This window comes from Spirosoma jeollabukense (assembly GCF_054777855.1).
On sequence record NZ_BAAHAD010000007.1, the window covers coordinates 1 to 23316 of the forward strand.

Genomic DNA, 23316 nt, shown 5'->3' on the forward strand with positions numbered 1-23316 from the left:
GGAAGTGAATTACTTACAGGCTGATCGAGCGCGCATAAGCTGTTTCTTTCGGAAGAAGGAGGTAGCATTCTTTACGGACTAACTCACGCGTCTATAAAGATGGCTCTTGATCCATACTCGTCCGCCAGTCCGGTGAGAAAGTTGAGTTATATAATTTACCCCAAGATTTAATTTTGATTTATATAACATTATGAAAATTATATTTTAAAAATATCAATTTTAAATATCATTAAATTCGAAATATTACATAAATGCAATAAAAAATTCCTTACATGGCTTGACAGTCACCTATCCACCGGATTATATTTGAATTAAAGGGAAATTAAAAATTCTCCAAGTCAGCTGATTCTTATTCCAATCTCACTTCACACGATCCAAAATTGACGTGAGCGTTCTCTGACACCATACGGCCACCCATAAGTCGAAGCTACATAAACAAGTAACTACGCCAGCCATTCCAAACTGGTCCTTAGTCAAGATCATAAATACGCATACGCTTTTATTAACAGCGCTAACTCAGTGCTGCACCTACTCACAATAGTCCTTTTATTTAACCTATAATGCAATGCAAAACAGAGGTTTACTACTAATGCTGTTTTTTGTCCTTTATGTACCCGCCCAGCTTTTTGCTCAGAGCCGGACCATTAAAGGAATTATTACATCAGGAGACGACAACTCGGCTACGCCCGGCGTAAACGTTATCGTAAAAGGCACCAATGTTGGCGCATCCACCAATGCCGAAGGCGCATATTCGATCACGGTCCCCGAAAATCTGATCAAAAATGGGGTATTAGTTTTTTCCTTCATCGGTATGAAAACGGCGGAGGTTCCTATTGGGAATCAGAGTGCCATATCGATCAAGTTACAACACGACGCTACGTCGCTGGATGAGGTCATTGTCAGTGCATTAGGTTTTAAGGAAAACGCGGATAAGCGGGGTGCCACGGCCTCGAAAATCGAAGCCAAAGACATCGTCCGATCGGGCGAAACGGGCGTTATCAACGGGATGTCCGGTAAAGCCGCTGGAGTCCAGATTACCAAATCAGCCGGTGATCCCGGTGCCGGTTCCTACATCCAGATTCGGGGGCAGAATACGATTACGGGGTCTACGCAGCCACTGGTGATTGTGGATGGTATCCCCATCAGCAACTCGACACTTGGCGACCAGACGGCGGGCGTAACCCAGCAATCTCGTTTGAATGACATCAATCCCGAAGACATTGCTTCGATGCAAATCCTGAAGGGGGCATCGGCTGCGGCATTGTGGGGCTCCCGGGCGGCCAACGGGGTAATCGTGATTACGACCAAAAAAGGAGCGAACAGCGATAAAGTAAATATCTCCTACAGCGCTACGGTTTCGTTCGATAAACCTAACCTGTTGCACCCGCTGCAAAGCAATTACGGCCAGGGATCGGACGGGGTCTATAACCCAACCGTCGCCAATTCGTGGGGCGACAAAATTGCGAATCGGGCCGGGGGCGACGATATCCTTAACATGAATGGCGCGCGCTTTGAATCGTATACCGGAAAGACATACTACCCAATTCTGACTAAAAACTCGAAGGAAACCTATAACGATGCACGCAAAAACGCTGTTTTTCGGACTGGTACGTACATTGATAACAATCTGTCGATCAGTGGTGGGAATGAAAAAGGAAACTTCTACCTGAGCATTGGCGATCTGCGTCAGAAAGGCATTATCAACGGACAAAGTGATTACAATCGGACGACTCTCCGGTTTAATTCGGAACGTCGCTTCAATGATGTGATTAAATCGTCTACGAACGCTACGTATGCCCGGACAACCTCGAACCGGATTCAGCGAAGTAACAGTGTCAATGGGCTTTACATTGGGTATCTCCGCTCCGCCCCTGATTTCGACAGCCGCGATTACAAGGGAAATTATTTTGCGTCGCCAACGGCCAGCGCCATCCCAAACCGGCAGCGGTCTTACCGAAACTATTTAGGCGCGCTGGCCAATCCGATCTATAATGATCCGCTGTGGGCTATCAACGAATTGACCAATTTCTCGGAAGTTGACCGCTTCATTATGAGTTCGGAACTGCTGATTACGCCTTCAAAATGGTTCGACGTAACGGTTCGGGGCGGTATTGATGCGAACACAGATCACCGAATCACGAATTATCCCGTTAACTCGGCGGTAAACAGTGGGTTAGGCAGCTACGAAGAAGCGATCTACAAAGAATCGGAAATGAACGGCGACATTATTGGCCGGGCGTTCGGTGATTTTGGGAAGAACATTACCAGCACCCTGATCGTGGGTTTCAACCTGAACGACCGGAAATACCTGAACCTGGGTGGTACAATGAATACGTTCATTATTCCAGATGCCCCCGCCAACTTTGGCAACTCGCTGACGTCGAACGATGCCCCCTATCGAACAACCACGCACCGCCGAATGGCCCGACTCTATTCAACCTTGAATGTGGGTTTCTACAATCAGTTATACGTCAATGCATCGGTAGCCGCCGAATCGGGTTCTACGTTCGGTAGTCAGACGAAATCGACGTTCTACTACCCATCGGCCGATCTGGCCTGGCAGTTTACCCAGCTCCCTATTTTCCACGACAATCCAGTGCTGTCGTTCGGTAAGCTGCGGGCTTCATACGGTACGGTGGGCGTGCAGCCCGATGCGTATAAAAACGCCACAACCTACGTAAACGCATCGTTTGCGAGCTGGGCCAATCCGCTCAGTGGCTCGGGTTATGGCAACGGCGCTTACGTACGTAACGCTACGCAGGGTGATCCATTTCTGCAACCCGAACGGAAAACAGAATATGAAGTGGGAACCGATCTCCGCTTCCTGAATAACCGCCTGACCGCAGGTTTCACGTATTACTCGAACGAGATTACCAATCTGTTGCTGAACGTAGCGGCAGCCGGTTCGACGGGTTACACCTCGAAATACACCAACGCGGGCTCGATGACCAACAAAGGATGGGAGCTTGAAATGAACGTCAACATCCTGAACAAGAAAGGATTTAACTGGAATGTCTTTGGCAACGTGAGCCGTAATATCAACCGCGTAACGAACCTGGCCGGAACGGACATTATTACGCTGGGCGGTTTCAGCAGCACCGCCAGTACGGTGGCTAAAGTGGGCTACGCCATGTCGTCGCTCTATGGTGGTACGTATCTACGGACCGAATCGGGTGCTCTGCAACTCAATGCCAATGGCTTCCCGCAAGTCGGCACTCAATTTGGAGTTGTTGGCGATCCAAATCCAGACTATCGCGGGGGGTTTGGAACGAACCTATCCTACAAAAAAATCTCCCTGAACATCCTGTTTGAGACCTTTCAGGGGGGCGATTTCTACAATGGAACACGAGGAACGCTCTATAATTTCGGTACCCATGCCGATGTGGGTAATGACGTAACGCTGACGCAGGATCTGAAGAACTACGCGGGTAAAACTATTGCAGCCGGTAGTACTGTCCGGGGTAATATTCAGGATTTCGGTGCGGGCCCCGTGCTGCTTGACCAGTCGTATTACACCTCAATCGGTGGTGGATTCAGTACGTTGGTTGAGCAATTTATTACCGATGCCAGCTGGACGCGTCTGCGTGAAGTTTCGGTCGGCTATTCGATCAGCTCACCCAAGTTTCGGGCGAAAACCAAGCTGCAATCCATCGACATCACCGTAACGGGGCGAAATCCGATTCTATGGACCAAAATGGTGGGTATCGATCCGGAAACGGCTTTGAACGGAGCCAGCAACTCACGGGGGCAGGACTATTTCAACAGCCCGAACACCAAGTCGCTGCTTTTCAGCCTAAAAATCAATTATTAATCTCCCGACGAAGCCTCTATCATGAAACGAGTATATAAATCGATTTTCGCCGTTGTGTTTGGTTTTCAGTTTCTGGCGTGTTCCTCTATCGTAGAAAACCTGAACGTAGATCCCAACAACCCGACTAAATCAACGGCCAGTCTGCTGCTGACGGGTACCGAGCTTGCCAACATGGCCACGCAGGAAGGTATGGCCAGTCGCCTGACAACCATCTGGGATGGCTATGCCTCTGGCGCCGACCGCCAATGGCTGGATTACTACAATTACAACGTAACAGCTGGCGTGTATGACGCCGACTGGAACCTGGTCTATCAGGCCACGAACGCCAATGCACTGCTCACCATTGATCAGGCGAATGCGCTTGGAAACCGTAAAATGGTTGGTATTGCCAAAATTCTACGAGCCAATGCACTCGCCACCGGTACCGAACTTTGGGGGGATATTCCGTTCGATCAGGCGGGGGATATTGCCAAATATCCCAATCCGGCGTTTGAGCCGCAGGCGACGGTGTACACCAAATTGCTTGCGCTGCTGGACGATGCGATTGCCGATCTGAAATCGGGTGTGGGTACCGTTACGACAGAGGATATTCACTTTGGGGGTGATGCGACCAAATGGACACAAGTGGCCTACACATTGAAAGCTCGTTTGCTGACTGATACCAAACAATATGATGCGGCTTATACGGCGGCTCAGAGCGGGATTAGCGCCTATGCCAATTCGCTCTATGCCCCACACGGCAACACCGCCAGTGTGAACCAGAATTCGTATTTCTCCTTTCTGGCCAGCACACGAACCGGCGATATAAACGCCGTTGGAGCCTATAACACTACGTTGCTGAATCCCACGAGTGCCCGCTACCGAGGTAATTCGAAAACGATTGAGACGGCCCGGTTTAAATTCTATTATTTAGAGACTGGTATCAACAGCCCCGGCAAGATCGAACCGAACACAACAGGAGCGACGGGTTTCTTCGCGCAGAGTGCCAGTTTTCCGCTCATTACGTATCAGGAGAATATCCTGACGCTGGCGGAAATGGCTTTGCGTTCCGGCAAGGGTTTTGCAACGGCTCTGGGACATTTGAATACCTACCGGGCATGGCTGAACACAGGGGGTAATATCAACGCTACGTATCTGACCGCTGGTGCCTACAAATATGATCCCTACGTAGCGGCTGACTTTGCGGCTGGTGGCATCGAAAATGCCGATGGCATAACGGCCGACAACGCCCTGCTCCGGGAAATTTTGCAGGAACGCTACGTATCGTTCTACGGCCAGCATATTGGTTGGGACGATGAGCGCCGGACCCGCGCCGAACCCTACGGCATCAAGCTGACGCCAAACAATGGTACCCAACTTCCTTGGCGGTTCATTTACCCGCAAAATGAGCTGAACTCCAATCCGAACGCGCCCAAACCCGTACCCGCTACGTTCGAAGCACCCGCTATTTACAAATAACCGGTACGTGTCATCCTAAAACAGCAACGAGCCAATTCGCGAATTGGCTCGTTGCTGTTTTAGGATGTTTTATAAGCGGCAAAAGAAGTTGCAAGCAGATAAATTTCGCAGGGCTAACGCACCTTTTTGTTCAATCACCCTACACATACAAAGGAAGTCAGGCTTCTTAAAACGCCAAAATAGTTTTCTCAATAATGTCACACGCTTCATGCATCTGATCTTCGTTGATGACGAGCGGGGGCGCAAACCGAATTTTGTCGCCGTGGGTCGGTTTGGTGAGCAGGCCGTTGTCTTTCAGCTTCAGGCAGATTTCCCAGGCCGTTTCTTCACCCAGATCAGGACGTTCGGTAATCACGATGGCGTTAAGCAAGCCTTTGCCACGTACTGATTTAACGAGGTCTGTTTTGTGGGTCAACGCCGTCATACGGGCGCGGAAAATCTCGCCCGTGGCAGCTGCGTTCTCGGTCAATTTCTCGTCTTCAACGACCTGAAGCGCTTCCATCGTTACGACACAAGCGAGTGGATTGCCGCCGTAGGTCGAACCGTGCTCACCAGGTTTGATTGTCAGCATGACTTCATCGGACGTCATCACAGCCGACACCGGCATAGTTCCGCCTGAGAGGGCTTTGCCCAGTACAAGCAAATCAGGTTTTACGTTCTCGTGATCGCAGGCAATTCGTTTACCCGTTCGTCCGATGCCCGTCTGCACTTCGTCGGCAATGAACAGTACGTTATACCTTGTGCATAAGTCGCGTACCCCACGCAGATACCCTTCGTGGGGTACTACTACGCCTGCTTCCCCCTGGATGGGTTCTACCATAAACCCGGCAATGTTCGGATCTCGCTTGAACGTATCTTCCAGCGCATTCAGGTCATCGTACGGAATAACGACATAGCCCGGTAGCAGCGGCCCAAAGTCATTGGTGCTGCTTGGGTCTGTCGACGATGAAATGGCGGCCAGTGTTCTGCCCCAGAAGTTTCCGGCAGCAAAAACGACCTTTGCCTGATTCTGCGCAATACCTTTGACTTTATACGCCCATTTGCGGGTTAGCTTCAAGGCAGTTTCGCCCCCTTCAGCACCTGAATTCATGATCAGCGCTTTATCGTACCCAAAATACGCGCACAGGTATTTTTCGCACAAGCCGGTTTTATCGTTATAAAAAGCCCGCGAAGTCAACGTGAGTCGCTGCGCCTGCTGAATCATGGCGTTAATGATTCGTGGGTGACAATGTCCCTGGCTAACAGCGCTATAAGCCGACAGGAAGTCAAAATAACGTTTATCGTCCACGTCCCAAACGTGAATGCCTTCGCCCCGCGTCAGCACTGCCGGAATGGGATGGTAGTTATGTGCACCGTACTGCCATTCTAAGTGCATGGCCTGATCGGCAGACGAGATGGGCGTTGTTGGTTCGTGCATCATGGTGATAAGCGGTTAAAGTGAAAGACGTTGATGAAGTCAATTCGTGTTTTGCAACTAACCGGCGACATGGTCCGTTTCCTCTCAAAAATACAGTTTCTTCCACAGACGCCCAAAACCCGATGTCATCACCTTCAAAGCCTAAGAGAATCCCCGGCCTGGCCGATGACGACTATTACTATACGCCCGAAGGGTTTGTGGTTTTTACCGCTACGTATCACCTCAAACGGGGGTATTGCTGCCGGAATGGATGCCGGCATTGTCCCTACGGATTCAAAAAAAAGGAAGAATGACTTGCAGATTATGAATTAATTAGCCAATTTTGCGCCCTCATACGGAAAACGAGTACGGTAATGGCCAGAGTTTGTCAAATCACAGGAAAACGCACACGCACGGGAAACAACGTTTCTCACGCTAATAATAAAACGAAACGTAAATTCTTCCCGAACCTGCAAAAGAAGCGGTTCTTCGTCGAATCAACCGGCGAATGGATTACGTTAAAAGTGGCTACATCGGCCATTAAGACCATCAATAAAAATGGTCTGGAAGCAACGCTTCAGAAGGCTTACGAGCGTGGTACGCTGACCGTATAGTCTTTCGCACGATATTCACCTCTAAGCCTCTTCCGATCAGGAGGGGGCTTTTTGTGTTATATGATTATATCCTGGAACACGGAGGGCATTGAGGAAAACAGAGATACACTGAGTTTTTTATTCTTTTCTCTGTGTGTCTCCGTTTTCCTCAATGCCCTCTGTGTTCCAACTTTTGACTTAACAATCCATGAAACTGAATTTTGAAGACCTCATTGTTTTTGAGAATGAGGATTACATCCTCATCAATAAACCGCCCCGCGTAGCCTCGCTCGACGAACGTACGACCGACCGGGGTGGACAAAGCATTATACGTCTGGCGAAAGCTTATTACGCTGATGCTCAGCTTGGCCATCGCTTGGATAAGGAAACGTCGGGCATTCTGGCGATTGCCAAGAATCCGGACGCTTACCGACATCTGGCGATGCAGTTTGAACACCGGGAGGTAACAAAACGCTACCACGCGGTCACCAATGGGGTGCATAATTTTGAGGGTATCTCGGTCTATCTGCCTATCTCACCCCTCAAGGATGGCACAGCCGTTCGGATTGATCGGGAGCATGGAAAAGTGGCCGAAACGATTTTCAATACGTTGCAGGCGTATCGCACCACGACGCTGGTGGAATGTATGCCTATTACAGGACGCATGCACCAGATTCGGGTGCATTTGATGTGCCTGAAAGCCCCCATTGTCAACGACGCTACGTATGGCGGCAAGCCAGTCTATTTATCGGAAGTGAAGCGGAAATTCAACCTGAAAGAAGGCACGGAAGAACTGCCTCTCATAAACCGCGTTGCGCTTCACGCCTACTCGCTAACGTTCACGATGCTAAACGGCGAAGAGCAAACCTTTGTAGCGCCTTACCCAAAGGATTTTGGCGTACTGGTGAAGCAACTGGAAAAGTTCGCCTAAGCTATCCTTTGCCTGAGTGGTGGTTGTAAGACTGATAAAAACGAGAAGCCCGTTTCTTTGACCACCATTCCGTTCTACACCTCCGACAAATGGGACGTTTATCCGTATAAGGTGTGGGTGGCTAAGAAATAGATAGAACGGATCATTCTGGCAATAAAACCATTAGCCCATCGGCTGTTTTTCCGAGTCCTGTTTTTCGTAAGGCTTGGATAACTTCTTGGGCGGTCTTTGGTGGATTTTTGAGGCTCGCCACCTGCGACTGAAAGGCTTGCAATACTTCTTCCGGATTCAGTTCAAGCAGATATGTGATGAATTCATCTGGATGCTGTGCTTCTATATCGAATTGGCTCAAATAGTCATTGGGAAAATCTTTAAGATTAGCCGTCACGATTACATGAGCCTGCCCTCGAATGGCAGCCGCCAGAATATGACGGTCGTCTGGATCAGGGAGATTGATGGAATTGATAAGCGGTTCATAATGATGAACGGTTGCATCAGGAAAAGCCCTGTTCATCTGCTTGGTTGCCCGTAAAAGTTGGTCGGCCGATATATCGGGTCGATTGAGCAACAAATTCCGAGTCCATTACTCGTGAATTATGTCCGTCCATTTAGGCATATATAATCCGGCATCCGCCAAGTAAAGCAACAAATCACGTATTGGGGCAGGATAAAGTACGCAGGCATCCAGCAGGGCTGTAAGCTTTGAAAATTGAATCATTCGTAACCCAATTTAAGCTCCTGTGCTTGTTGGGTTAAAAACTGTAAATTTTCTTTACGCATCTCCTTTTGCTGGTTTGCATAGATCAATACGTCTTCCAGCAAAATACGCCGGTGACTACCTACCTTCTTAAACGGAATAACTCCTTCTTCGAGCAGCTTGACCACATGCGGCCTCGACACATTCAGGATGCCAGCCGCTTGTTGGGTACTGATCTCTGAATCGGATGGAATGAGTGAAATAGCCTTTCCCTGAGCCATGCTGGCAAGAATAACCGCCAGCAAATGCAAGGTTTTCGCTGGTACGCTGATTGACAGCGAATTAGCTTGTATCTGGATACTACCCTGCTCTGATTCCTTCTGAGCAATCGCCTTAGTAATGAGTGGGAGTGATTCGCGCGCTACTTGCTGATCCTGTAAAGTTGGTCTCTCAACAACGGTTGCCATAGCTCTTATAAATCTTCTACAAGTATAACAAACGAAATAAACGAAACAAAGTTCTTGACCTACTACGTCCATCAAGAATTAGATTGCCGCAATTGAGTTATGTATATTTGGAAGTTAGCATCAATTTCCAAACGCCTTCATGCCAGAACTGTTCAAGTATAAATACGACGACTTATTCAATCCAACATTAGCAGCTCTACATAACCTTGGGGGCTCAGGTTCAATAGAAGAGATTGAAGAAGAGGTGGCGAAAAATTTAAATCTGACAGACGGCCAAGTAAACGAGATTCATAGAGGCAATACAAGCAAACTTTCTTATCGCCTTGCTTGGGCTCGAAATTATTTAAAGCGCTATGGACTTTTAGAAAATTCATCTCGTGGAGTTTGGGCTTTGACAGAGAGCGGTTTAAAAACATCTTCAATAGATCAGGAGACAGTTAAAAAGAAAGTTGTTACAGAGGACAGACAGCAAAGGCTTAAAGACAAAACAAAATCAAATGATATTCCGGGTGATGCTGGAGTAGACGAAGAACTACAGAAATACTCTTGGCAAGAGCAATTAATCGAAGAACTTCAAAAAATTAGCCCAGCTGCCTTCGAGCGCCTGTGCCAGCGACTATTACGTGAACTTGGATTCCAGAATGTGGAGGTAACCGGGCGGTCAAACGATGGCGGCATTGATGGAAAAGGGACGTTGCGACTTGGCGGTGTTTTATCGTTTCATGTAATTTTCCAAGCTAAAAGATATAAGGGAACAGTGTCGCCATCAATTGTGAGAGACTTTAGAGGTGCAATGGTAGGGCGTGCAGATAAAGGATTAATTATAACTACTGGTAACTTTTCGAGAGAGGCAAAACGAGAAGCTTCTCGCGATGGCGCTCCTCCGATTGATTTAATGGACGGGAATGACCTTGCCGAAAAATTAAAAGAATTGAAACTTGGGATTGAAATTGAATTAGTAGAAAAAGTTCTCATCAAACCTGACTGGTTTAAAAGCATATAGAACTCGTGCTATTATTGGTTTCGGTCCCTCCCCTAATTTTTCACTACAATGCTTGAACACGTTACGTTTTATCTGGGGACGGTGCTGGTCATGTTGCTGTTGATCATCCTGGCTCAGAAAATAAAAGTGGCTTATCCGGTGTTGCTGGTGGTGGCTGGCCTGGGCATTAGCTTTGTCCCCGGCGTACCGGTGCTCAACATGGACCCGGAGCTGATCTTCATCATCTTTTTACCACCGCTGTTGTACGAGGCTGCCTGGTCCGTTTCCTGGAAAGAGCTGTGGAAATGGCGACGTATCATCCTCTCGTTTGCCTTCCTGGTCGTCTTTGTTACGGCACTGAGCACCGCCCTGATTGCCCGTCACTTTATTCCCGGCTTTACCCTGGCGCTGGGCTTTTTACTGGGCGGTATTGTGTCGCCCCCCGATGCGATCAGTGCGGCTGCTATCATGAAATTCGTTAAAGTACCCAAGCGTATTTCGTCCATTCTGGAGGGCGAAAGCCTGCTCAACGACGCGTCCTCGCTGATTATATTTCAGTTTGCGCTGTTAGCTGTGTCGACCGGTAAATTTGACGTGCAGGATGCCTCGCTTAGTTTTTTGTGGATGGTGATCGGTGGCGTAGGGATCGGCCTGCTGGTTGGCTGGCTGTTTATGAAAACGCATAAACTACTCCCGACCAATGTTAATATCGATATGGCCCTGTCCATTCTCACGCCCTACGCCATGTACATTGCCGCCGAAGAAGCCCATAGCTCGGGGGTACTGGCGGTCGTGAGTGGTGGACTGCTTATGTCCTACAATCGGTTCAATTTTTTGAGTGGACGATCCAGAATAAGAGGCTTTAATTTCTGGGAAAGCACATCCTTTATTCTGAATGGCCTTGTCTTTATTCTGATCGGACTCGACCTGCCGGAAATTGTTGCCGGCCTGGGTCACACCAGTATCGGGGAAGCGATTGGCTACGGCGTACTGATTACGGTGTCCTTGATTGTTGTCCGGATTTTATCGTGCTACGGGGCCGTCATCACCACCCTTGTGATGCGGAACTTTATAACCGTGGCCGATACCACAAATCCGGGCTGGACTACGCCCCTGTTCCTGGGTTGGACCGGTATGCGGGGCGTGGTCTCGCTGGCGGCCGCCTTATCCATTCCCATTCACATGGGTAATGGAGCTGCTTTCCCTCAACGAGACCTGATCCTGTTCATTACGTTCGTCGTGATTCTGCTAACCCTTGTTGTCCAAGGCCTTACGTTACCTGCTATTATAAAAAAATTCGCCTTTGAAGAACGGGATTATGTCAAGCCAGAGGAGAAGGTCGATGCCTTCATTGAAAAAGAGTTTGCTGCCCTGGCCCTGCAATACATCCGGGAGAATCTGAGCGAGTATGAACTTACCCAACCCGTTTACAAAAAATTAATTGACCACAGCTCCCGCCAATTATCGGGCGATGAAGCGTTTACCCTCACTGAGCCGGTCAAAGAACTCTACCGGCATATTCTGGATCGGCAACGGCAATGGCTGGTCGACAAAAACCGAAGCGTCATGACCCTCGACGAAGATATTGTCCGCAAGCATCTGTACTACCTGGATCACGAAGAGGAGCGGCTTTTTTTGCGTTAAATTGTAGTAGCCCTAAAAACCCCTAAATCCCCTGAAGGGGACTTTGTTCGCAAGTGAATTAAGTCCCCTTCAGGGGATTTAGGGGTTTACAGTCGGTTTCTAAGGAAAACCATGCCCAATACGAATAGGCGGCTTTATAAATCAAATTATTTTCTTTTTGAAAAACCACTCACCACCAACCTTTTTTCAAATCTCCGTCCCCTCTTCAATCGGTTCGGGGATGTGATGGCCCGTTGAGTTCAGTGGGGTTGGGCGAGGTCGTTTGCGGTTGACGAGGTAGAACAAGGGAGGAATGATCAGTGGCGCGAACAGCAACGTAGTGGTCAGTCCGCCGATGATAACCGTGGCCAGCGGGCGTTGCACATCGGAACCGATACCGCTGGAAATAGCCGCCGGAACGAGACCGATAATTGCCACGACCATGATCGCCATGATGGCCCGAAACTGCTCCTGCGCCGTTTCAATAGTAATCTCCAGCAATGACTTCGGGTTATTGAGCAGGTTCCGGTTCAAGGCCGAAACGAGTAAAACGCCCGCCATCACCGAAATACCGAAGATCGAGACAAAGCCCACCCCAGCCGATACATTAAAATTGTAGCCACGTAGCAACAGCGCCCCAATACCTCCGCCCAAGGCGAACAACAAACAGGTGAGTGTCAGCAACGTATCGCGGACGTTTCCGTAAAGCATAAACAAAAACAGGAATACCACCACAATGGTCAGCGGAATGGAGATGAGCAACTGACCGCCCGCCCGTTCCAGGTTTTCATATTGACCACCGTAGATGACGCTGTATCCTTCAGGGATTTTAACGTGCTGCCGGACTTTCTCACTGATTTCTTTCACAAATCCACCCTGATCGCGGCCCCGAATGTTGGTTCGGACGGTGACCATGCGTTTGCCATTGATCCGGTAAATATTCGTTTGTCCCTGCACATAACGAATGTCGGCCAGCTCGTTCATGGGAATCAACGCACCTGTGGCCGAGGGAACCTGCAACAACCGAATGGCGTCAATACTGCCCCGGCTTTCGGGGGTGAAACGAACCACAATATCGTAGCGTTTGGCTTCGTCGTAGATTGACCCAACGGTTTTGCCACCGATGGCCGCTTCAATCATGTTCTCGATTTCCGATACGTTGATTCCATAGCGAGCCGCAGCCGGGCGATTGATCTTAATAGCTAGCTGATCTTGTGGTCCCTCCTGCTCGATATTGACCGACACGGCTCCGCTCATCCCCCGCACCAACGTAGCAATACTGTCAGCTTTAGAGCGCATCAGCGTTAGATCGTTACCGACGACTGAAATGGCTAAGTCGGCCGCGCTGCCCGTCACGATTTCCATGACCTGGTCGATAATTGGCTGCCCCGATGAGAAAAACGCGCCCGGAAACGCTTCCTGCAATTTACTCTGCATCGACCGTACGATCTCTTTCTTCGCAATCGTATCCGACCAGGTACTGTAATCTTTCAGGCCAATCAGGATTTCGGTCCGGTCGGTTGGGAACGGATCGGTACCGTCGTCGTTACGTCCGGCCTGCGTTATCACAAAACTAACGGGCTTATACGTACTGATAATGTCCCGAATTTTGGGTGAAATCTTCGCATTTTCCTGAATTGTGATCCCTGACGGCATAAACGCCCGCATAAAAATGGACCCCTCATCGAGTTCGGGCAGGAACTCCGTACCGAGTTTCAACCCAAAGCCGATCATAACCAGCACAACCGCCATGCCAACGCCGACAATCAATCCCGGCACCCGCATCAGCGTTGAACGTAGCAGCCATTGATATCCCTTTTCCAGCGGTGACAGCAGGAAGTTTTTATGTTCTTTCAGCGGTTTGCCGTTGGGTGAAAGCGCTTTGCGAAAGGCAAACGAAATCAGCACCGGAATAATCGTTAGGGCACAGATCAGCGAGCCGATTACGGCAAACGACAAGGTTAACGCCATAGGGCTAAATAACTTCCCTTCAACGCGTTGCATCAATAGAATCGGCATGTAAGCCAGAATGATGATCGTGACGGAAAAGAAAATTTCCCGTGCCACTTCCCCCGCCGACCGCGCCGTTACGTTCACGACGCCCTGATTGCGTTCGGCCGGCCCCGCCGACCTATATCGTCTGATAAGATGCTCGGCCATAACGCTGGCACCGTCCACAATAATTCCAAAGTCGATGGCTCCCAAAGACAGCAGGTTGGCCGGAATCCCGACCAGTTTCATCAGGATAAAGGCAAACAGCAGCGAAAACGGAATCGTGACCGTAACGACCAAAGCTGCCCGCAAACTGCCCAGGAACAGAACGAGTAAAATCGCCACGATGGAAATACCTTCGATCAGCGTGTGGGCAACCGTTTCGAGTGAGTGATCGATCAGGAATCCGCGGTCGTAGAGTATCCGCAAATGAACGCCTTTAGGTAACTCGCGCGCTTCGAGATCAGCGATTTTCTCTTTGAGCAATTCCAGTACTTCGCTCGGGTTTTCGCCCCGACGTAGCAAAACGATGCCTTCAGTGGCACCAATTACGTCCAGATGCTCGTCCGGAATCCGGTAGCCCAGAATCCCCGACGGCGACGGGGGGTTGATCTCGACGCTGGCCACATCGCGCACCAGCACCGGCACACCCTCATTGGCTTTCAGGACAATATGCTGCACATCGTCGGGCGTTTTCAGGGCACCCAAACCACGTACCGCGAAGCCCTGCCCACCGCGGGAAATGACGTTGCCACCCGTGTTCTGGTTATTTTTCTGAACGGCCTCAATAACGTCCTGTAACGTCAGGCTGTATTTACGCAGCTTTGCGGGATCGGGAATTACCTGAAATTGCTTGATCGGCCCGCCAAACGTAGTGACGTCGGCCAAACCCGGCACCTGCAGCAACTGCGGAATAATGACCCAGTCCTGCAAATCGCGCAGTTGCATGGGCGTCATGCTGGCCGGAGCTTCGATTACATAGCGATAAATTTCGCCAACGGCGGTGGTCAACGGAGCCAGTTCGGGCGAAACGCCATCGGGCAGTTGAGCACCCGTGAGCCGCTCGATAACCTGCTGGCGGGCGAAGTAATCCGTAACGGTTTCATCGAAGTTCAACTGCACAACCGATAGGCCGAAGATGGTCCGCGACCGACGATCCGTTACGTGCGGAACGCTGTTGAGTACCCGCTCAATTGGAATCGTTACCTGCTGTTCGACCTCTTCGGCCGCCCGCCCATCGTATTTGGCAATCACGATGACGTTAGTATCGGCAATATCAGGATAGGCCTCAATCTTGAGCAGTTTGAAGCACCACAACCCCAGTCCCATCACGACCACCGCCATACCAACAATGGCCCAGCGGTTTTTGAGGGAAAATTCGATTAGTTTCTGAATCATATTTTTATGGAAAGGGGGGAAGAAAAAAGAAGGAGAGCATCAGTCTTATCCCATTCGTCTCCTTCCTCCCCTCCTTCCTTTCTCCTCCTCTTCTGTTAATACCCGAAGCTCAATCCCTTCAATTGTAACACATTAGCCGTTACAACCTGATCATTTTCCTTTAGGCCGCTTTGTACCACTACCCGATCATCCCGTTGCTGACCGAGTTGCACTGACCGGCGTTCGATCGCTTGTGGTCCGGCCTGAACAAACACGTAGTCGCGACCTTGTACCGTCACGATAGCATCCCGCGAGACCGTCATGGACTGCCCTTCCGAAACACCAAATTCCACCGTGGCGAACATACCCGCTTTAAGTCGACCGTCGGGGTTGGCCACCGAGATACGGAGCTTAATCTGGCGCGTGGTGTTATCGACGTAGTCATTGACATTGTCGATTCGACCAACAAATCGCTCGTTCGGGAAAGCGGTAAAATTAAGCGAACAAGTAAGCCCTTTCCGTATACTACCGAACTGATTTTCAGGTATTTCGCAAACGACAAGAATGGTATTTGGTGGCGAATTCCGAAGTTCTTTAGGATCAAAACCAGCCAGTTTCAGCGTAGCTTCATCCGAAATAATAGCGGCTTCTTCATTGGCTAACTGCGTCTGGGCTTCAATCACCTCTTTGCCTGAGGCCGCGCCGTGTGCCTGCAAATCCTTTACCCGATCCAGATTACCGCGCTCCGTTTGAATGTTAATCCGGTGCTGTAAAATGGCCGTGTAGTTCTCCGACAAACTGGGCTCATCGAATAAAACCAGTCGCTCAGCCGGATTCTCCACAGAACGCAGCACCATAGCCGCTACGTGGCCGGGCGCCGAAAAGTCGGTGCGAATAGCCCCTGAATGAGCGGGCTGTGTCGTGAAGGCCCGCATCATCACCGAATCCGGGAAAGTGATACGTCCGCCATCCGTACTGATTGTTGGGCGGGGAATTGACGTAACAACTGGCTTTGGTTTCTCTTTACAGGCAAACACCAGGAGAGCCAGCAAGCATATAGGGTGGAATTTCATTATCAGTAGGAATTGATCTGCCCGGTCACATACAATAGTCGGACGTAGTTTTGACGGTAGGTATAGAGTGTCTGATAATAAGCAGTTTGCGTATCGAACCACGACGTTTGGGCCTGGAGCAGGTCAATAAGTGTTGTAGCCCCCCGCAGATACGCATAGCGAACAGAGGCCAAAACCTGGTCGGCGTCGCGCCGGATACCAACGTATCGATCAATATTCTGACGGCTGATCATGAAGGACTGATAAGCCGTTTCCACTTCCGACCGTATTCGTATCTGAACCAGATCAGCCGCCTGTCCAGCCTGCTCCTGCAATACCCGCGACTTCTGAATTTCGCCCTGATTTCGGCTATACACCGGCAGTTCGAGCGTTAGAAATACACCCGCGTAGGGAACGGCATTTTGTGGATTCCAGATCAATCCCGCTTCGTTACGGGGCTTGGCCAGCACCTGCTGTAAATCTACATTTCTCCGGGCGGCTTCCAGATTGGCTTCCGCCACCCGCACATCGGTACGAGTAGTAGCCGCCAGCCGGAGTAAGCTATCCTCGCTGGCCTTTACCGTTGGGTATAACCGCAGGGGCGTTGTGAAAGGTGGATTAACAATCGAGTCGTTCAGCGCTACGTTGATGCTATCGGTTGCCCCAACCACCAGGCGTAGTTCATTCAGTCGATTGCGCAGTTCCTGCTGAGCCGTTCGGGTCTGAATATCATATTGATCCGAGATCAGTTGCGTACGAGTAAGATCGGTACTCGTGATAACCAGGTTTTTCAGGCGCACTTTATTGAGCTGCACCAACGTATCTACGTTGGCTTTGGCACGTTGCAGCAAGGCAAGCTGGACACGCGCATACCAGGCATCGAGGAAACGATTGGCCGCGTCGAAAAGTAAACTCCGTTCGGTTTCGGCCACGCTACGGACCGCAAGATTGGTGCTGGCTTCAGCAAAACGGCTCCGGTATTCCCGTTTATGGTGAATGTCAAACTCTTTCGTGGCCTGCAACCAGAACTGTCGCCGTTGCCGGTTTAACATACCTGCGCTTTCTCCACCCGGGATTGGGGTCAGTTGCAAAAGCGTTTGGTTGTTGATGACCGGATTAGGCCGTAGGTTGGCCGTCACCTGATCGGCCTGGGCCGCGTTGATATTCAGGCGCTCAACACGCAGCGCCGGACTGTTTGTACGTACCTGTTGAAGCGTCTGTTGCAACGTCAGCGTCACCTGTGCCGAAGCGGGCAGACAGGATAACATACAGATGCATAACAGGTATGGTATTGGAATTCGCAGATTCATTCGATAATTGGGGGCATAATAAAGGAACGTTTTGCCCGTCCTAAAACCGTAAAATTGCGATTAAAAGCCCATAAAACAGCCATTAAAAAATAGTTAAAAATACCTATATATACTTAGTACTATTAGGCTACCGAAGGTCACTGAAGCCCATTTCATTTAAGCAACCTTTAAAAGTCATTAAGATGGAATTAAAACCGGTATCAATTATCTTTACTCTACACAAAAACTCTTTTTGACATATGAGGAAACTACTACTCTTTATCTTACTGCTAAGCTTCCAGTTGATCGCCCGGGACGGGTGGGCACAGGCCGTGTCCATCTCGGGGGTGGTCACATCAGGTACAGATAACACATCCGTTCCTGGGGCAACCGTGGCGGTCAAAGGCACCACAACCGGCACGACGACAAATGCCGATGGGAAGTACACCATCAACGTAGCATCAGGAAAAATTCTGGTATTCAGCCACATTGGCTTCACAACCCAGGAAATCACCGTTGGCAACTCATCAATCATCAATGTGGTTTTGCAGGACGACTCCAAAAGCCTGAGCGAAGTGGTTGTTACGGCCTTTGGTATCAAGCAGGAAACGCGGGGCCTCGGTTATGCGGTGCAGAATGTCAAAGCCAAGGAGATTGTCGATTCGCAACAACCGAACATCGTGAATGCACTGCAAGGCAAAGTAGCGGGCGTTCAGATCACCAATTCGGGTGGTGCGCCGGGGGCATCGTCCATCATGCTGATTCGTGGTGGAACGTCCTTAAGCGGTAATAATCAGCCGCTTTACGTCGTGGATGGCATTCCGATTGATAACACGACGCCCGTTGGCCAGGGAGGCTTGACGGCCGATATGGCGCCGTCCTCCAACCGCGCCGTCGACATCAATCCGCAGGATATCGAAAATGTGACGGTATTGAAAGGTCCGGCGGCAGCGGCTCTGTATGGCTTACGGGCGGCCTCGGGCGTAGTAGTGATCACGACAAAAAAAGGCACGAACGGCAAAGCAAAAATCAACTATTCCAACAGTTTCTCATTCGACGTAGCGAACCGATTGCCCAAACTCCAATCGGTCTACAAACAGGGGGAACAGGGTGTTTTCAACCCGGCATCGGTCGGGTCCTGGGGGCCAAAATTTGAGGCCAACGAGCCGATTTACGACAACCTCGGCACCATGTTCCAAACGGGTTTCACGCAGAAACACGACGTATCGGTCAGCGGTGGCAGCGAACGGTCTACGTTCTACGCATCGGCGTCGCGCTACGACCAGAAAGGAATTGTGAAAAACACGGACTTCGTGCGTAACTCGTTTCGTATCGCAGCCGACACAAAAGTGGGAACACGATTGTCGGTGGGTGGGAGCGCCAGCTACATCAAAACGAACCGGGCGTACGTGTCGCAGGGAAGTGCGAACGGCGTGATGGGGGCCGTTTACTGGCCACGCAACGACGACATGACCAATTACCTCAAACCCGATGGAACCCAACGCACCATTGCCGCTAATGACAATCCGCAATGGAGCATCCGGTATAAACCCATTACGGACGATGTCGACCGAATTATTGCCATCGGGAATCTGTCGTACGACCCGTTTAGCTTCCTGAACATTACGTATCGGCTAGGAACGGACTATTACACCGACAATTTCACGAGCATCCGCTCGACGGGTTCGATGGTGGTGGGGGATGAAAAAGGCGCGATTTCGCAGTCGAGCAGCAACAACCAGATCACTACGTCGACGCTGCTTATCACGGCCAAAAAGTCCTTCGGCAATTTCAACGCCAGTTTTACACTGGGCAACAACGCCGAAGATTCCCGTCGGCAAACCGTTACGTGGTTCGGCCGGAATTTCATCGACCCGAATTTTGCCAGTATCAATAACGTACTGGAAACCAACCGGACGGTTTCACAAAACACGCAACGCCGACGGATCGTGGGCATTTTCGGCGATCTGAATCTGGACTGGAAAGGCATTGCTTTTTTGAACTTCCGGGGACGTAACGACTGGTCCTCAACCCTACCCGTTGCCGATCAATCGTTCTTCTATCCGGCGATAAGCGGTTCGCTGGTTCTGACCGATCTATTCAAGGAATTCGGAACAATGTCGGAGAATAATTTCCTGTCATTCGCCAAGATTCGGGCGTCGTGGGCACGTGTGGGCAAAGATGCGCCCCCGCACGTACTGACCTCCACGCTGGCCACCGTGACCAACGATTTCACGATTGCGCCCCGTGGGTTTATTTCCAATGTGAACAACTACTTCGGCAATCCAACGCTGAAACCGGAATTTACCAACTCGGTTGAAGTGGGTGCCGATGTCCGGTTCCTCCGCAATCGCTTAGGCCTGGACATTGCCTATTACAAAACGAGCACCGATAACCAGATTCTGGCCACGCGCACCCCGCCCTCATCCAGTACGTTCCTGGCTTACCTGAATGGTGGTCAAATCGACAACGAAGGCCTAGAATTTGTGCTGAATGTGCAGCCGATACGGGGTAAATTCAGTTGGTCGGCCGATCTTAACTTTGCCCGCAACCGTGCTACGGTTAAAGCCTTACCCGGTACGTTAGACCGCGTTGAACTGTCGGATGCGTGGGTAGCCGGTTCGGTGGCACAGGGCGCGGCTTTCCTCGGTGGGTCACTGTTTGGCATCAACGGCAACGTTTGGAAACGAAACGACAAGGGCCAACTGTTGCTGGACAACAACGGCTATCCGCAGGTAAAATCGACGCTGGAATCCATCGGCGACCGCGCACCAAAATGGACGGGTGGCCTCACGAATACGTTCACGTACAATTCATTATCGCTGGCGTTTATGATCGACGTTCGGATTGGTGGGCAGGTTTACAATGCGACCGAAAACACGCTGGTATCGTCGGGTCTCAGCCTTAAAACCCTCGATCGCGGGCAAACGAAAGTGTTTGAAGGACTTATCGAATCGAGTGGTGAAACGAACGCCAAGGCTGTTGTGCTGGATCAGAATTACTACCAGACGCTCTACACCAAACAGGGCTACGATTTCGTCGAAGATGGCGGCTGGTATCGGTTGCGCTACGTAACGCTGAACTATTCGCTACCTAAAACCCTGCTGGAGAAAACACCGATCAGCAATCTGCAACTGTTTGCCACCGGTCGCAACCTGATCCTGATCACGAATTATTCGGGTGTAGATCCGGAGGTTTCGGGAAGTGGTGCCGGTGTTGGTGGGTCGGGTTCGTTCGGGTTCGACAACCTTGGCATTCCAGCTACGCGCGGCTTTGATTTCGGTTTGAAGTTGACTCTTTAATTGCCCTCACTCATGAACACATACGTATCAAAATTCTATTTTCTTTTTCTGGGTACAGCCTTGCTGACAAGCTCGTGTAAGGAATACCTGGACGTTAACAAAGACCCGAACTTACCGACGCAGGTGCCTGCCGCCAGCCGGTTAGTAGGCACTATCACGACCACCAACGGAGCCGCCATGTTTCGGGGAGCGCGCGAAATCACGGGCGTCACGCAGTATGGCGTAACGAAACTGACCACCGGCACCAACCGAAATGCGGAAACTTGGCGCTTCACGGCCTCGTATTTCCTCTGGCAGAATGCCTATACCTGGGCCATTCCCAACTGTGTGGATATGGCGTTGCTAGGGGAGAAAGAAGGCTCCCCGCACTTCGTTGGCGCGGGTAAAGTGATGCTGGCCATCAACTATGGGATGCTGACCGATCAATACGGCGCCATCGTCATGTCGGAAGGTTACGACGGGGTTTCGCAGGTGAAACTGACGCCCAAAATGGACGATCAGCAAACGGTTTATGCTGGCATCGACAAACTGCTGGATGAGGCCATCGTAGCCTTCAACAATCCCAATAACAAAACGGGATTGAACGCCAACGGTGGCGACATTATGTACGCGGGTGACGTCGACAAATGGCGTCGATTGGCGTGGTCGCTGAAGGCCCGCTACCTGAGCCACCTGTCAAAAAAAGGCGCCTTGTACGATCCGAAAAAAATCATTGAAGCCTGCACAAACGGATTCAATAAAGACGGCATGGACGCCGAATTTGCCTATCTGGCCAGCGCTCAGCAAACCGACCAGAATCCGTGGTTCAGCTGGGGCGGTTTCACCAGCGCTACCGATCCGCGTTACTTCACCTACTCGCAGTTTTTCGTGGATTTGCTGTCGAAATTTCCGGTGACGGAAACGGTATTTCAGGACCCACGTATCAGCCGAATTATGAGTCCGGCTCCGTCCGATGGCAAGTATCGCGGTCTGAAACCGGGTTTAGGTCTGGCCGGTGGTCAGGGCGGTACTGGTCAGTTCAAGAACGAGAACGATTACGGCAAGTTCAGCAATAGCGGTTTCTACACAAAAGCGGCTTCTCCGTTCCCGTTCATTACGTATTCGGAAGTAAAACTCATTGAAGCAGAGGCTCGGTTGCGCTCCAACGACGTAGCGGGTGCGTTGGTGGCTTACGAAGAGGGCGTAAAATCGAACATGCGGAAACTGGGCGTAACGGCGGCCGAAATCAATACGTACTGGACGGCTCAACTGGCCGACGGATTAGCTGCGCATTTCACCAATCAAACCAGCGGACTAAGCCACATCATGCGCCAGAAATACATCACGCAATGCCTGAACCCCGAAACCTGGGTCGACATGCGCCGGATGGATTACAACACGGATATCTATGGCCCCAGCCTGCAACGCCCGGCGAACCTGAACACGGTAATCTTTGATGCAAATAACGCCAAGGACTGGATTCAGGCGATGGTTTACGAGTCGAACGAGCAAAACCGGAACCCAATGAATGTGGGCGACAATACGGAAAAGACACGGCTGAAAACGCCATTGTGGTGGAATCAGCCTTAATACGTACCGATAAAAAGAAAATCCTCTCAAGTTGAGAGGATTTTCTTTTTTTGCAATCTCCCAAGCCCACCGACAATGACTCGTTCTACCTACCCAATCAACTATCTTTCCCGGATTTTGCCCTTCGCGGCCCTATTCGTAATCAATTCCTGCGTCGCCCAGAAACCAACATTCCGGATGATTGACAAACCGATCATTTTTGATGAGGAACGTAAAAAGCTATCACTCGAATATCTGTCTCAACGACATGGAATTCAGCAGACGGAGCCCTTCATTAAACCCAAAATGATCGTGCTGCACTGGACGTCGATTCCAACGCTCGAAGCGACGTTCGACGTTTTCAAACCAAGCGTGTTACCCGGCCGTCCGGACCTCCAGGCAGCCAGTCGACTGAATACGTCCGTGCCCTTTCTGGTTGACCGCGACGGCACTATTTTTCGCTTATTGCCCGACACTACGTTTGCCCGCCACTGCATCGGCCTGAATTATTGCGCCATTGGTATCGAAAACATTGGCAACAACGACCTGACCAAAGCTCAGATAAAAGCGAATATCCAATTGGTTCGCTACCTCAAACGTCATCACAAAGGCATCGAATACCTGATTGGCCACTACGAATACAAAGACTTCATCGGCACACCGCTCTGGAAAGAAACCGACCCTAACTACCTGACCGGCAAAACCGATCCCGGCGAATCGTTTATGCGAAAAGTCAGGAAACAGGTCAAAGATTTGAATTTAAAAGGTAGTCCCAAAGATGCTGAGTGACAAAAAAAC

16 protein-coding genes are annotated in these 23316 nt (G+C 50.4%); 10 read left to right on the top strand and 6 right to left on the bottom strand.

Annotated elements, in window-relative coordinates:
* The first annotated feature begins 565 nt into the window (after window positions 1-565).
* Together ACYVEA_RS22785 and ACYVEA_RS22790 are read left to right on the top strand one after the other, a co-directional pair.
* Complete coding sequence (locus ACYVEA_RS22785) at window positions 566-3811, top strand: SusC/RagA family TonB-linked outer membrane protein (protein WP_461115746.1); 3246 nt, start codon at window positions 566-568, stop codon at window positions 3809-3811.
* 21 nt (window positions 3812-3832) lie between these two features.
* Window positions 3833-5269 carry a SusD/RagB family nutrient-binding outer membrane lipoprotein gene (locus ACYVEA_RS22790; RefSeq protein ID WP_461115747.1) on the top strand — a complete coding sequence of 479 codons (1437 nt, stop codon included), beginning with the start codon at window positions 3833-3835 and terminating at the stop codon, window positions 5267-5269.
* Between the two features lie 166 nt (window positions 5270-5435).
* On the opposite strand, the gene rocD is transcribed toward ACYVEA_RS22790, so the two are convergent.
* A complete protein-coding gene (gene rocD, locus ACYVEA_RS22795) occupies window positions 5436-6689 on the bottom strand; it encodes an ornithine--oxo-acid transaminase (protein WP_461115748.1) in 1254 nt (417 codons plus the stop codon).
* A 119-nt stretch (window positions 6690-6808) separates the two neighbouring features.
* On the opposite strand from rocD, the gene ACYVEA_RS22800 reads away from it, so the two are divergent.
* The 3 genes from ACYVEA_RS22800 to ACYVEA_RS22810 all read left to right on the top strand — a co-directional run bounded on the left by ACYVEA_RS22800 (window position 6809) and on the right by ACYVEA_RS22810 (window position 8189).
* Window positions 6809-6979, top strand: coding sequence for a DUF5522 domain-containing protein (locus tag ACYVEA_RS22800; protein WP_461115749.1), 171 nt, complete (start codon window positions 6809-6811; stop codon window positions 6977-6979).
* Between the two features lie 60 nt (window positions 6980-7039).
* Entirely contained in the window at window positions 7040-7279 is a 240-nt protein-coding gene (rpmB, locus tag ACYVEA_RS22805) for a 50S ribosomal protein L28 (RefSeq protein ID WP_093830281.1), read from the top strand.
* A gap of 187 nt (window positions 7280-7466) precedes the next feature.
* Window positions 7467-8189, top strand: a complete 723-nt coding sequence (locus tag ACYVEA_RS22810; protein WP_461115750.1) for an RluA family pseudouridine synthase — start codon at window positions 7467-7469, stop codon at window positions 8187-8189.
* A 142-nt stretch (window positions 8190-8331) separates the two neighbouring features.
* On the opposite strand, the gene ACYVEA_RS22815 is transcribed toward ACYVEA_RS22810, so the two are convergent.
* Together ACYVEA_RS22815 and ACYVEA_RS22820 are read right to left on the bottom strand one after the other, a co-directional pair.
* Entirely contained in the window at window positions 8332-8760 is a 429-nt protein-coding gene (locus tag ACYVEA_RS22815) for a PIN domain-containing protein (protein WP_461115751.1), read from the bottom strand.
* Window positions 8761-8903: 143 nt separating this feature from the next.
* A complete protein-coding gene (locus ACYVEA_RS22820) occupies window positions 8904-9353 on the bottom strand; it encodes an excisionase family DNA-binding protein (protein WP_461115752.1) in 450 nt (149 codons plus the stop codon).
* 139 nt (window positions 9354-9492) lie between these two features.
* Here ACYVEA_RS22820 and ACYVEA_RS22825 point away from each other — a divergent pair, with 139 nt between their 5' ends.
* On the top strand, window positions 9493-10356 hold the full coding sequence (locus ACYVEA_RS22825) for a restriction endonuclease (protein ID WP_461115753.1): 864 nt from the start codon (window positions 9493-9495) through the stop codon (window positions 10354-10356).
* A gap of 48 nt (window positions 10357-10404) precedes the next feature.
* Window positions 10405-11979 (top strand): Na+/H+ antiporter, encoded by a 1575-nt coding sequence (locus tag ACYVEA_RS22830; RefSeq protein ID WP_461115754.1) that lies wholly within the window; start codon window positions 10405-10407, stop codon window positions 11977-11979.
* 186 nt (window positions 11980-12165) lie between these two features.
* On the opposite strand, the gene ACYVEA_RS22835 is transcribed toward ACYVEA_RS22830, so the two are convergent.
* The 3 genes from ACYVEA_RS22835 to ACYVEA_RS22845 all read right to left on the bottom strand — a co-directional run bounded on the left by ACYVEA_RS22835 (window position 12166) and on the right by ACYVEA_RS22845 (window position 17689).
* Window positions 12166-15348 carry an efflux RND transporter permease subunit gene (locus tag ACYVEA_RS22835; RefSeq protein ID WP_461115755.1) on the bottom strand — a complete coding sequence of 1061 codons (3183 nt, stop codon included), beginning with the start codon at window positions 15346-15348 and terminating at the stop codon, window positions 12166-12168.
* A 95-nt stretch (window positions 15349-15443) separates the two neighbouring features.
* On the bottom strand, window positions 15444-16400 hold the full coding sequence (locus tag ACYVEA_RS22840; RefSeq protein WP_461115756.1) for an efflux RND transporter periplasmic adaptor subunit: 957 nt from the start codon (window positions 16398-16400) through the stop codon (window positions 15444-15446).
* Window positions 16401-16402: 2 nt separating this feature from the next.
* A complete protein-coding gene (locus tag ACYVEA_RS22845; RefSeq protein WP_461115757.1) occupies window positions 16403-17689 on the bottom strand; it encodes a TolC family protein in 1287 nt (428 codons plus the stop codon).
* Window positions 17690-17928: 239 nt separating this feature from the next.
* Here ACYVEA_RS22845 and ACYVEA_RS22850 point away from each other — a divergent pair, with 239 nt between their 5' ends.
* The 3 genes from ACYVEA_RS22850 to ACYVEA_RS22860 all read left to right on the top strand — a co-directional run bounded on the left by ACYVEA_RS22850 (window position 17929) and on the right by ACYVEA_RS22860 (window position 23307).
* Window positions 17929-20970 (top strand): SusC/RagA family TonB-linked outer membrane protein, encoded by a 3042-nt coding sequence (locus ACYVEA_RS22850; protein ID WP_461115758.1) that lies wholly within the window; start codon window positions 17929-17931, stop codon window positions 20968-20970.
* Between the two features lie 12 nt (window positions 20971-20982).
* On the top strand, window positions 20983-22539 hold the full coding sequence (locus ACYVEA_RS22855; protein ID WP_461115759.1) for a SusD/RagB family nutrient-binding outer membrane lipoprotein: 1557 nt from the start codon (window positions 20983-20985) through the stop codon (window positions 22537-22539).
* 75 nt (window positions 22540-22614) lie between these two features.
* The gene (locus ACYVEA_RS22860) at window positions 22615-23307 is read left to right on the top strand and encodes an N-acetylmuramoyl-L-alanine amidase (protein WP_461115760.1); all 693 of its coding nucleotides are present in this window, start codon (window positions 22615-22617) and stop codon (window positions 23305-23307) included.
* Window positions 23308-23316: the final 9 nt, after the last annotated feature.

Coding starts and splice junctions, on each gene's coding strand:
- ACYVEA_RS22785 (WP_461115746.1), top strand. CDS start 566: ATGCAAAACAGAGGTTTACTACTAATGCTGTTTTTTGTCCTTTATGTA.
- ACYVEA_RS22790 (WP_461115747.1), top strand. CDS start 3,833: ATGAAACGAGTATATAAATCGATTTTCGCCGTTGTGTTTGGTTTTCAG.
- rocD (WP_461115748.1), bottom strand. CDS start 6,689: ATGATGCACGAACCAACAACGCCCATCTCGTCTGCCGATCAGGCCATG.
- ACYVEA_RS22800 (WP_461115749.1), top strand. CDS start 6,809: ATGTCATCACCTTCAAAGCCTAAGAGAATCCCCGGCCTGGCCGATGAC.
- rpmB (WP_093830281.1), top strand. CDS start 7,040: ATGGCCAGAGTTTGTCAAATCACAGGAAAACGCACACGCACGGGAAAC.
- ACYVEA_RS22810 (WP_461115750.1), top strand. CDS start 7,467: ATGAAACTGAATTTTGAAGACCTCATTGTTTTTGAGAATGAGGATTAC.
- ACYVEA_RS22820 (WP_461115752.1), bottom strand. CDS start 9,353: ATGGCAACCGTTGTTGAGAGACCAACTTTACAGGATCAGCAAGTAGCG.
- ACYVEA_RS22825 (WP_461115753.1), top strand. CDS start 9,493: ATGCCAGAACTGTTCAAGTATAAATACGACGACTTATTCAATCCAACA.
- ACYVEA_RS22830 (WP_461115754.1), top strand. CDS start 10,405: ATGCTTGAACACGTTACGTTTTATCTGGGGACGGTGCTGGTCATGTTG.
- ACYVEA_RS22835 (WP_461115755.1), bottom strand. CDS start 15,348: ATGATTCAGAAACTAATCGAATTTTCCCTCAAAAACCGCTGGGCCATT.
- ACYVEA_RS22840 (WP_461115756.1), bottom strand. CDS start 16,400: ATGAAATTCCACCCTATATGCTTGCTGGCTCTCCTGGTGTTTGCCTGT.
- ACYVEA_RS22845 (WP_461115757.1), bottom strand. CDS start 17,689: ATGAATCTGCGAATTCCAATACCATACCTGTTATGCATCTGTATGTTA.
- ACYVEA_RS22850 (WP_461115758.1), top strand. CDS start 17,929: ATGAGGAAACTACTACTCTTTATCTTACTGCTAAGCTTCCAGTTGATC.
- ACYVEA_RS22855 (WP_461115759.1), top strand. CDS start 20,983: ATGAACACATACGTATCAAAATTCTATTTTCTTTTTCTGGGTACAGCC.
- ACYVEA_RS22860 (WP_461115760.1), top strand. CDS start 22,615: ATGACTCGTTCTACCTACCCAATCAACTATCTTTCCCGGATTTTGCCC.